The sequence below is a fragment of the Gemmatimonadales bacterium genome, assembly GCA_036265815.1.
Taxonomy (GTDB): domain Bacteria; phylum Gemmatimonadota; class Gemmatimonadetes; order Gemmatimonadales; family GWC2-71-9; genus CAVVWJ01.
On sequence record DATAOI010000014.1, the window covers coordinates 1 to 10,672 of the forward strand.

8 protein-coding genes are annotated in these 10,672 nt (G+C 69.8%); 6 read left to right on the top strand and 2 right to left on the bottom strand.

Features of this window, described 5'->3' with window-relative positions; genetic code table 11:
* A partial coding sequence (locus VHR41_02175; GenBank protein ID HEX3232975.1) for a hypothetical protein occupies positions 1–2,821 on the top strand: 2,821 nt, incomplete at its 5' end.
* A gap of 138 nt (positions 2,822–2,959) precedes the next feature.
* Here VHR41_02175 and VHR41_02180 read toward each other — a convergent pair.
* Entirely contained in the window at positions 2,960–3,244 is a 285-nt protein-coding gene (locus tag VHR41_02180) for a hypothetical protein (protein HEX3232976.1), read from the bottom strand.
* Between the two features lie 314 nt (positions 3,245–3,558).
* Between VHR41_02180 and VHR41_02185 the strand changes: the two genes are divergently transcribed.
* The 4 genes from VHR41_02185 (at position 3,559) to VHR41_02200 (ending at position 9,753) form a co-directional block, all read left to right on the top strand.
* On the top strand, positions 3,559–5,406 hold the full coding sequence (locus tag VHR41_02185) for a hypothetical protein (protein ID HEX3232977.1): 1,848 nt from the start codon (positions 3,559–3,561) through the stop codon (positions 5,404–5,406).
* A 165-nt stretch (positions 5,407–5,571) separates the two neighbouring features.
* The gene (locus tag VHR41_02190) at positions 5,572–5,874 is read left to right on the top strand and encodes a DUF899 family protein (protein ID HEX3232978.1); all 303 of its coding nucleotides are present in this window, start codon (positions 5,572–5,574) and stop codon (positions 5,872–5,874) included.
* Between the two features lie 106 nt (positions 5,875–5,980).
* On the top strand, positions 5,981–6,886 hold the full coding sequence (locus tag VHR41_02195) for a DUF5602 domain-containing protein (protein HEX3232979.1): 906 nt from the start codon (positions 5,981–5,983) through the stop codon (positions 6,884–6,886).
* 182 nt (positions 6,887–7,068) lie between these two features.
* Positions 7,069–9,753, top strand: a complete 2,685-nt coding sequence (locus VHR41_02200; protein ID HEX3232980.1) for a protein kinase — start codon at positions 7,069–7,071, stop codon at positions 9,751–9,753.
* On the opposite strand, the gene VHR41_02205 is transcribed toward VHR41_02200, so the two are convergent.
* The gene (locus tag VHR41_02205; protein ID HEX3232981.1) at positions 9,750–10,352 is read right to left on the bottom strand and encodes a DJ-1/PfpI family protein; all 603 of its coding nucleotides are present in this window, start codon (positions 10,350–10,352) and stop codon (positions 9,750–9,752) included. The genes VHR41_02200 and VHR41_02205 overlap by 4 nt on opposite strands.
* 134 nt (positions 10,353–10,486) lie before the next feature.
* Between VHR41_02205 and VHR41_02210 the strand changes: the two genes are divergently transcribed.
* Positions 10,487–10,672: hypothetical protein (locus VHR41_02210; protein ID HEX3232982.1), on the top strand; the 186-nt coding region annotated here is incomplete at its 3' end.

The following is a 10,672-nucleotide window of genomic DNA, read 5'->3' on the forward strand; positions in this document are numbered from 1 at the left end:
CTGGCGGATCCAGCAAGTAGCGCGCGGGACAGTCCGGGTGGAGGACGCCCGAGGCCAGCCGCCCACCATCCCCTTCTGGCTGGGCGAGGCGCCGGCCCGGAGCCGGGAGCTGTCGGCCGCGGTGGCGGAGCTGCGGGGGGAGGTGGATGAGCGAGTCGAGGGGGGAGTCCTCCCGAGCGAAGCGAAGGAGCCATCCCCCAACGCATGGCCTCTTGCCGTCGGTCCGGGTGACGACCCCTCCCGTGCCCAGGTCCTCGCCTACCTCGCCGAGTCGCGCCGCATGCTAGGCGCCCTGCCCACCCAGGACACCCTCATCGCCGAGCGCTTTTTCGACGAATCGGGCGGCATGCAGCTCGTGCTCCACGCGCCGTTTGGCAGCCGGGTCAATCGGGCGTGGGGCTTGGCGCTCCGGAAGCGCTTCTGCCGGCAGTTCAACTTCGAGCTCCAGGCGGCGGCCACCGAGGACGCAGTGCTCCTCTCGCTTGGGCCTCAGCATTCCTTCCCGCTGGAGACGGTCTTCAAGTTCCTCCATCCCGACACCGTGGGCGACATCCTGGTCCAGGCGCTGCTTGATGCGCCGATGTTCGGGACCCACTGGCGATGGAACACGTCGATCGCGCTCGCGCTGCCCCGGAACCGCGGCGGGCGCAAGGTCCCGCCCCAGATTCAACGCATGGAAGCCGAGGACCTCCTGGCCGCCGCCTTCCCCGACGCCGCCGCCTGCCTGGAGAACATCCCCGGCGACCGGGAGATCCCCAACCACCCCCTGGTGCGGCAGACCATCGACGACTGCGTGCACGAGGTGATGGATCTCGACGGGCTCATCGCCGTGCTCCGCCGAATCCACGCCGGAGAGATCCGCTGCATCGCGCGCGATCTGCCGGAGCCGTCCCCGCTGGCGAGCGAGATCCTCAACGCCAAGCCCTACGCCTTCCTGGACGACGCGCCGCTGGAGGAGCGCCGGACCCAGGCCGTCTACACCCGCCGCGCCACGGAGCCGTCCTCCGCCGATGACCTCGGCGCGCTGGATCCCGCGGCCATCGAGCGGGTCCGGGACGAGGCATGGCCCGAGGTCCAGAGTGCTGACGAGCTGCACGACGCGCTGCTCACCTCCGGCTTCCTCACCGAGGCCGAAGGGGGCGCCGGACGAGCGGGCGAGAGCTGGTTGGGCTATTGGCGCGAGCTGGTGGAGGCCGGGCGGGCGGTGCGAGTGACTCAGGCTGACGGCCGTCCGGCCCTCTGGGTGGCCGCCGAGCGTGCAGCCGAGCTGGGGCAGGGCTCGGTGCGGGAGCTCTTCCGCGGCCGGCTCGGAATCCTCGGTCCGGTCACGGCGGCCGAGCTGGCCGCGCCGCTCGGGCTGCCCGAGCTCGAGGCCGGGGCCGCGCTGGTCTCGCTGGAGGGCGAGGGCGTAGTGCTGCGGGGACGCTTCACGCCCCGGCCTGCCGGACCCGCCGGAGACCTGGAATGGTGCGACCGCCGGCTGCTGGCCCGGATTCACCGCTACACCCTCAACCGGCTGCGGGCGGAGATCGAGCCGGTGAGCGCCGCGGACTTCATGCGATTCCTGTTCGCCTGGCAGCGGGTCGATCCGGAGCACCGGGTGGCGGGCATCGAGGGGCTGGCTACGGTGATCGAGCAGCTCGAAGGCTTCGAGCTGCCCGCCGCCGCCTGGGAGGCCGACGTGCTCTCGGCGCGGTGCGAGGAGTACGAGCCGATGCTGCTGGACACCCTGTGCCTCACCGGGCGTGTGGCCTGGGGCCGGGTGCCGGCGGGTCAGCGGGCGGGCGGGACGGGAGGCCCGATCCGCTCGACCCCGATCGCCTTGTGCTCGAGGGCGCACGCTGGTACCTGGCTCGCCGAGCGAGCAGGGGCCGAGGACCAGGAGCTGTCGAGCTATGCGGCGCGGGTGCGCGAGGTACTGGACCAGCGCGGCGCCATCTTTTTCCACGAGCTGGTGCCGGCGTCGGGCCTGCTCACCACGCAGGTCGAGCAGGCGCTCGCCGAGCTGGCCGGGCTGGGCATGGTGACCTCGGACGGGTTTGCGGGCTTAAGGGCCCTCATCACCCCGTCGAGCAAGCGGAAGCCGCTGGGTGGCAGACAGCGTCGGCACCGGACGGTGCCGTTCGGGATCGAGAGCGCGGGCCGGTGGTCCCTGCTGAAGGGCGGCGCGCAGGTTCCCGATACTGAGCGCCTCGAGCTCATCGCCCACACGCTGCTCCGGCGCTATGGGGTGATCTTCAGGAGGCTCCTGGCACGCGAGCCGGGGGCACCGCCGTGGCGCGAGCTGCTGCAGATCTACCGGCGGCTGGAGGCCCGGGGCGAGATCCGGGGCGGGCGGTTCGTGAGCGGGATGTCGGGCGAGCAGTTCGCCCTGCCCGAGGCGGTGGGTCAGTTGCGGGCGGTTCGGCGGCAGGGCCCCAGAGGCCGCCTGGTCGCGCTCAGCGCGGCGGATCCGCTCAACCTCGCCGGCATCGTCACGCCGGGGGAGCGGGTCTCCGCCCTGGGAAGAAACCGGATCCTGTATCGGGACGGCGTGCCGGTGCTGGCGCTGGAGGGCGGCGAGGTGAGGCCACTGGTCCTGGGTGAGGCGGAACCGTCACCGGAGCTGGTGCAGGCGCTGGTGCGGAAGCGGCTCACCCCGGCGTTGCGCGCGCATCTTGGGATGTCGGGAGTGCCGGCGGGGTCGATGCTGCCCGGAAAGCGATCGGCGAGGCGGCGGACCAAGAAGGCCGCGGCATCCGCGCACCCCACCAGCGCTTCACCTCCGGAGGTGAAGCACCACGAGCAGCAGGTACTCGGCCACCACGGCGGACCAGAGTAGCACACGCCGCACGTCCACATGAATCAGACTGGCCCGACAGAGGGGGCAGGTCGCGGTGGGCGAAGCAATGGCCAGCCCGCAATTTGGACAGCGACTGGAAGACATCGGTATTCACCTGCTTAATCGGTGTTCACCTGCTTAGGAGTGCTCGACCGGGCGGTTCTTCGCTGACCGACGCTCCTCGGAGCGACTCTCCCGTTGCGCCATCGAGGATCCCGCCGAGGGGACGGTGCGGAACTCGAAATGAGTCGCATCCAGTGCCCGATCACGGATCATGGGAACCTGGTGCTTCGCATGGAGCCGAATGGCGAGTACCTGGTCGGTCATCACCGCCGCGGGTCGCCATTCGTTCGGGGGAATGCCGGGGTACAGGGAAGCGAAGGCTGGCCGGAGCAGGGCCTGAGCTATCTGCGGTCTCTTCATGCGCTTTACCTTGGGGTCTCCCGGATGGTGCTCCGGGGATCAGGCGGCGGGAGCCGCCTGATCTACGACCCGCCATTACCAACTCAAGGCGAGTAGTTGCTTCGGGATCTCTAGGGAACGTTCCCCACATGATCAGGGGGGCGCGGTCGGACTAAAGGTAAACCAGGGACGGGGAGAGCAAATAGGGCGTTTGGCCTATACGGATGGAGGCAAGGTGGGGCAAGGTCCCCCCTGCCCAGGACGTTCGGCGGGCGGTTCTACTTTACTTTGGGAGATCGTCAGAGCGATCTGTGGACCATCAGCGTGGATGTGGGATGGTGAGCTGCCGCCAGATTTACCATCGACTGGTCGCCCTCTGCGGCCTTGCAGGAGCTCAGCATCCCTGGACTGAGCTCCAGGCGCAGACCGCGACGCCCGCGGCTCCCCCCGCCGAGCGGATCTTCAGTGATTCTCCCGACGTGTTCTTCGAGGAGTATCCCACCTGGGCCCGAGTATCGCCGGATGGCCGTTGGGCGATCTACTCGGGCTGGACCGGGGTCCGGATCCTCGACCTGAATGCAAAGCGGGAGGCGCCCGAGCAGCTCTGGCCCGGAGTGTCGGACGTCGCCTCGGCGGCCTGGGGACCGCACGGCGATCTGGTGCTCTACGGGACCAGGGATGGCAAGCGTGGCTGGTACCAGAACGACCGACCGGCGCCTCGGCCCCTTCCTCTGCCTCGCGGCTCGTCCCCGGTCTGGTCCCCGGACGGTGCGCTGGTGGCGTACACTCTGGGGAACGCTCCGGACAGCATCTACGTCGGCCCGCCCGGCAAGCCCCGGTCGTATCCGGCAGCGGGTCGCGGCATCACGGGAACGACGTGGCTTCCTGACGGAACGGCTCTGCTGCTGCTCGCCGTCCAGCGCCGGGGAACCTCCAACCTCGTGCGGCTCGAGATTCCGTCCGGCGCGGAGCGGATCGTTGCCGCCGACCTGGATGCGGCCCCGTCGTTCGTGTCTCCCATCGCCGCGGCGCCCGACGGGCTCCACGCCTACGTCGCGCTCGCCAGTGCTGGCAACCCCCCGCCCGAAATCCGTCACGAGCCGCACGCCGACAGGCGGCTGGGCATCTATGCGATCGATCTGACCACCGGCGCACGGCAGCTGGTGGTCCCTCCGCCCGCCGCGGGCGGCGACGCCATGGCACCTTCCATCGGCGGCGTCAGCCTGTTCTGGACCCGGACCAGCAGTGAAGCGTCCGTCGTGGTTCTGCCTGCCGCTGGAGGGCCGGCGGAGCTCGTCGTGCGTGGCGCTCTCGTGCCCTCGTGGCGGCCGGACGGGCGACAGATCGGATTCTGCTACGGCGACTGGCGCTGGGCTGACTGGGCGATTGCCTGGGACGGCGGTGCGGTGGACGTGGATGCGCGCGGGCGGCCGACCGGCCCCCTCCGTCCGATCATCACCGGCTACCACGAGGATTTCCAGCCGGTGTGGTCCCCGCGAGGTCACTGGGTGGCGTATCACTCCCACCGCCCGAAGACGCCGGACCCGTACTACCAGGCGCCGGACGCGAGCGACGACATCTGGCTCCGTCCCGTGGGCGCGCCCGCGCGCGATTCCGCGGAGACCAGGCTCACGGACTTCGGGTGGGAGGCGGGGCCGCCGGACTGGTCGCGTGACGGCTCACGCCTGATCTTCAACGGGTACGACCGAGCGGGGCAGCCCGGTGTCTCCCAGCCGTTCATCGTCACGATCGACACCGCAACGGGCCGGCCACTCTCGCATGGCCGGCTCGCGGTGCCACCGGAGATTCACAACGCGATGTCCGTCTCCTGGTCTCCCGTGAGCGATGAGATTGCGCTGGAGGAAGATCTGGGCGCAGGGCGGCACGCGCTCTGGGTCGTCGCGAGCGACGGGAAGCACGCACGGAAGCTGATCGAGTTTCCCATGGGCACCTACGGCGGGTTGGGCTGGACGCGCGACGGAAAGGCGATCATCTACCCCGCGGTGACACGGGGCAGGATGCAGCTCTTCCGCATCGACCTGTCCGGCGGCAGAGCACGGCAGCTCTCGCATGACACTGCCAATCTGTTCGAGCCGGCGGTCTCCCCGGACGGCCGCCTCATTGCGGCAACGCGGCTCGCACATATCAAGGAGGTCTGGAGGATGCGGCTGGACAGCCGGTAGCCCCGTACACCGCGCTCCGCTACGACTCCCTCACGGCTGCCCCGGGTGCTCGATGTTCGTGGACCAGATCGGCCACCAGGCGCACCTGCACGCGCGGAACACCTCGCTCGCGCTGATCTCCCGCGCGCCGCTGCCCCAGATCCAGGCCTACCGCGAGTGCATGGGGTGGACCCTGCCCGGTACTCCTCCGCCGACAGCGACTTCAACGACGACTTCGGCCTCACCACGCCCCGCGGCGAGACGTTCGGTCTCAGCGTCTTTCTGCGGAACGGCAACGCCGTCTATCGCAGCTACTTCACCGACGGGCGCGGGGTGGAGGCGCTCGGCCCGGTGTGGTCATTCCTCGACCTCACCCCGTACGGCCGGCAGGAGGACTGGGAGGATTCCCCGGAGGGCTGGCCGCACACCGAGCGATATCAGTGGTGGCGGCGGCACGACGAATACGAGGACAGACGAAGCACCAGTTGACCGGGCTCTGACCGGAGATTGACCGGATTCTCCTAGGCTGGGAGATCGAGTGGCCGAGCCCGCGCAGATGGCGCGGGCCGGCACCGACCCAACCAGGAGAGTCCCCGTGTCCTGCCATCCACTCGCGCGTTCCGACGCGGTCTCCGCGCTCGGGCTCCTCACCCTGCTCGCCGCGTGCGACGCGGCCACCCCTTCCGGCAGCTCGGATCGCACGCTAACCGCGCCCTCGGCCGACCCCGAGCTGCCGGCCGGCCACACCGTGCGCCACTACGGAGTTCCCCTCAAAGTAGGCGACGGAATCGCGCGGACGTACGTTCTGGTCAACAGCATCGAGCGGGATGCGCCGCTCGAGCTCGGCGTCGCCCTGAGCGAGCGCGCGATGGAGGGATTGCCGGCCACTATGGGGATGCACCTCCTCGCCCTTCCCGCGCTCAACCCGACCCCGTACCGCTTCGTCGAGCTCGACTGGAACCCGTCCGGTCACGAGCCGACGGTCATCTATGGGATCCCTCACTTCGACTTCCACTTCTATACCGTCTCACGGGAGACCCGCGCCTCGATCGTCCCCACGGATCCGCGGTTCGCCACCGAGGCGATGAATCTCCCGGCAGAGGAGTTTCGCCCGCCATTTTATCTGGACGCGGCCACCGCGGCGGGCGCACCGGCAGCGGCGGTCACGGTCCCCCAGATGGGCCTCCACTGGTTCGACGTTCGCTCGCCCGAGCTGCAGGCCGCTCTGGGCAACCCGGCAGGATTCGCGCCTTTCACCCGAACCTTCATGAAGGGCTCCTGGGACGGGCGCTTCATCTTCGATGAGCCGATGATCACGCGAGCCTGGCTCCTTGCCAAGAAGACCAGCAGTGGTGAGGCGGCCCCGGAGGAGATCATTCCGGTACCGACGGCCGGGCAGTACACACCCGGGGGGTACTATCCGGGCGCCTACCGCATCGCGTACGACCCGCAGTCGCGCGAGTTCCTGGTCGGCTTGACCCAGCTGGAGCCGCACCAGTGAGGGCTCGTCACCAGTTGCCATCCTCCACTGCCTGGTCGATCGGGGGGTTGGTGTAGTCACCGCCGGCGAGCCTCCCCTCGGGCCCGACGGCGGGATACGCCGACAGGTGTCGACTCGTCCGAATCTGGCGTTGAGCCCAACCCGCAGCCATCTTGTATGATCCCTCTACCACCCGACGCGACATGCCCGAGCTGCTCGACCGGCTCCAGTTGGCACTGGCCGACCGCTACCGCCTCGACCGGGAGATCGGCCAGGGCGGCATGGCCATCGTCTATCTCGCCGAAGACCTGCGGCACGGCCGCAAGGTCGCCATCAAGGTGCTGCACCCCGAGCTTTCCGCCGTGCTCGGCGGCGACCGGTTCCTAGCCGAGATCAAGGTCACCGCCAACCTGCAGCACCCCCATATCCTGGGCCTGATCGACTCGGGCGAAGCCGGCGGTCTGCTCTACTACGTGATGCCGTACGTCGCCGGCGAATCGCTCCGCGCCCGCCTCACGCGCGAGCGGCAGCTTCCGGTGGAGGAGGCGCTCCGCCTCTCGCGCGAGGTCGCCTCCGCGCTGGACTATGCGCACCGCCAGGGCGTGGTCCATCGCGACATCAAGCCGGAGAACATCCTGCTGCAGGATGGGGCGGCGCTGGTGGCCGACTTCGGCATCGCCCTCGCCGTGCACCAGGCGGGTGGCAGCCGGATGACCCAGACCGGCATGTCACTCGGCACGCCGGCCTACATGTCGCCCGAGCAGGCGATGGGGGAGCGCGAGATCGGCGCCCGGAGCGACGTGTACGCCCTGGGCGCCATGAGTTACGAGATGCTGGCCGGCGAGCCGCCCTTCACCGGGCCCAGCTCGCAGGCGATTGTCGCCAAGGTGCTCACCGAGCAGCCGCCGCCGCTCAGGCCCAAGCGCCCGACGGTGCCGCCGGCCGCCGAGTCCGCGATCATGACCGCGCTGCAGAAGCTGCCGGCCGACCGCTGGGGCTCGGCCCGCGAGTTCAGCGACGCGCTGACGGGGAGCGGATCGCGGAGCGGGTCGATTCCCACGGTTCCGATGGCGGCCGCGCGGCCTCCCGTCGGCTCACGCCGCGCGCCGCTCCTGTGGGCGGGCTGGGCATTGGCGGGCGTCACCGCCGGAATCGCCGCCTGGGCGCTGAGCCGGCCGCGGCCCGAGCTCCCGCCGTCCCGGCTCGCCCTCCTGGTGCCGGGCCTGGGCGGGAGCGGGGCGAGCTCCCAGCAGCGCCACCTGGCGTTCCTCCCGGACGGCCAGACGGTGGTGTACCTCGTCGCCGGCTCGGACGGGACGCTTCGGCTGATGCGCCACGCGCTCGATGCGGAGGCGGGGACGCCGATTCAGAACGCGGTCAACATGGCCAGCCCGCTGGTGTCGCCCGACGGGCGGTCGATCGTGGGGACGCGGGCTACCACGCGACAGGTGCTACGCGTCCCACTAGACGGCGGCACCGAGGAGCTGGTCTCCGCGTCGCTGACCACGAGCGACGCGGCGTTCGCCCCCGACGGCACGCTCTGGTACAGCAGCGACGCCGACCTGGGCACGGTCGAGGGCGACTCGCTCGTGCCCAGGCTGCACAAAGGCGGGTACCACCTGCTGCAAATCCTGGACAAGGGACGCTCCGCGCTCACCGTGCGGACGCGGGTCGGGAATGCCACCGGCCCGGTCGTGCTGGTGGATCTCGGGACCGGGGCCGAGACGCAGATCGTTAGCACCCCGGTCATCGAGGCGAGGGTGACCCAGGGACTGCTCGTGTTCCTGACGGGGGCAGGCACCCTGCAGGCCGCACCGTTCGATCCGGGCCGGAAGCAGCTCAGCGCGGCGCCGGTGACGGTGGCGACCAACGTGTCCGTCACTGGGAACGGGGTGGCCCAGTTCGCCGTCGCCGATAACGGCAACGTCGCCTACATCCCGCAGGAGCCGGCGTCGCTGGTCTTCGTCGACCGGATCGGCGCGAGCCGGCTGGCCACGCCGGAGCGGCGGAACTTCCATCACCCGCAGTTCTCGCCGGACGGCCGCCGGCTCTCGCTGGACTTCAACTCGGTAGAGGGGCGAAACGTCTGGATCCTGGATCTGACCGAGGGGACGTTCTCCCGCGCCACGTTCGATCGGGACGGTCACGATGCGACCTGGACCCCGGACGGGCGATTCCTCACCTACATCGTGCCGGTCAACCGGCCGGGGAGCGTGCTGCTGAAGCTGCTCCGGAAACGGCCAGGCAGCGCCGAGGCGCCGGACACGCTGCTGACTTCGCCGCTCTTGGCCTACACCGGGGAATGGCTCAAGGATGGCAGTGCGCTGGTCACCACCGCGGCCGACCTCCGGCGGGACCCGAAGCTCCCCGACTCGACCCAGGGCGGAGCCGGCACCGACGCCGCGATCATCCGGAATGCGGGCCGAGGGCCGCTGGAGCCGCTGGTGGCGAGCCGGTTCAACGAGTCGTTCGTCGGCGTATCGCCCGACGGCCGCTGGATCTCGTTCGTGTCGGACCAGTCGGGGCGAGACGAGGTGTACGTGCGCGACCTCGCCGGGGAGCAGGACCAGGTGCTGGTCTCGGCCGACGGCGGAAACGAGCCGGTGTGGAGCCCGAACGGGCGGGAGCTGTTCTATCGGGAGACGAAGCAGGAAGGGCCTTACCTGGTCGCGGCCAGTATCGTAACGACGCCGGCGCTCGCGGTGACCAAGCGGACGCGGCTGTTTCCGATCGGCGACATCGTGGGCACGTCGCCGCACGCGAACTACGGCGTGTCGCCGGACGGCAAGACGTTCGTGATGGTGCGCAGCAGCCCGGCGGCGCGGGTGATGGTGATCCAGAATCTCCCGGCGCTGGTGCGGCGGATTCGGGCGGGCGCCGGAGGTTAGCGCCCGACGCCCGCCGTCTCCTCGTGCACCACCCTGGTACCGAGCACCTCGAAGAACTTCGCCAGCCAGGCGGGGTGCGCGGGCCAGGCCGGGGCGGTGACCAAGTTGCCGTCCACCACCGCCTGGTCGATCGGGATGTCGGCGTAGTCTCCGCCGGCGAGCCTCACCTCGGGGCCGACGGCCGGATACGCCGACACTTTCCGGCCCTTGATCACGCCTGCCGCGGTCAGGATCTGGGGCCCGTGGCAGATCGCGGCGACCGGCTTGTCTTCCTCGAAGAAGTGGCGTACGACGCCGAGCAGTTTCTCGTTCAGTCGTAGGTACTCAGGCGCCCGCCCGCCGGCGATGACCAGCGCGTCGTAATCCTCCGGCCGCACCTCGTCGAACGCCGCGTTCAGCGCGAAATCGTGGCCCCGCTTCTCGGTGTAGGTCTGATCACCCTCGAAATCGTGGATTGCGGTGCGGACCTTCTCGCCCGCTTTCTTGCCGGGACACACCGCGTGCACGGTGTGACCCACCGCCAGGAGTGCCTGGAACGGCACCATGACCTCGTAGTCCTCGACGAAATCGCCGACCAGCATCAGAATCTTCTTACTCATTGTGCCGCTTCCTGTTTGGCTGCATGGTGAGGCTGCGTGGTTGACGCCACCACCTTACCGCCCGGTGCCGGGGAACTCAAGGGGACCGGGTGCCCTCGCGCAAATCTGTTCATGCGAGCATCTTACGGTTTCCGATGACGGACCCCCGGTCCCACCTCTCACCAGCTCTTGCAGACCGTTACCGCATCGAGCGCGAGCTCGGCGCGGGCGGCATGGCCACCGTGTATCTCGCGGAGGATCTCAGGCACGACCGCAAGGTCGCCATCAAGGTGCTCAAGCCCGAGCTCGCCGCGGTCATCGGCGCCGAGCGATTCCTCCGT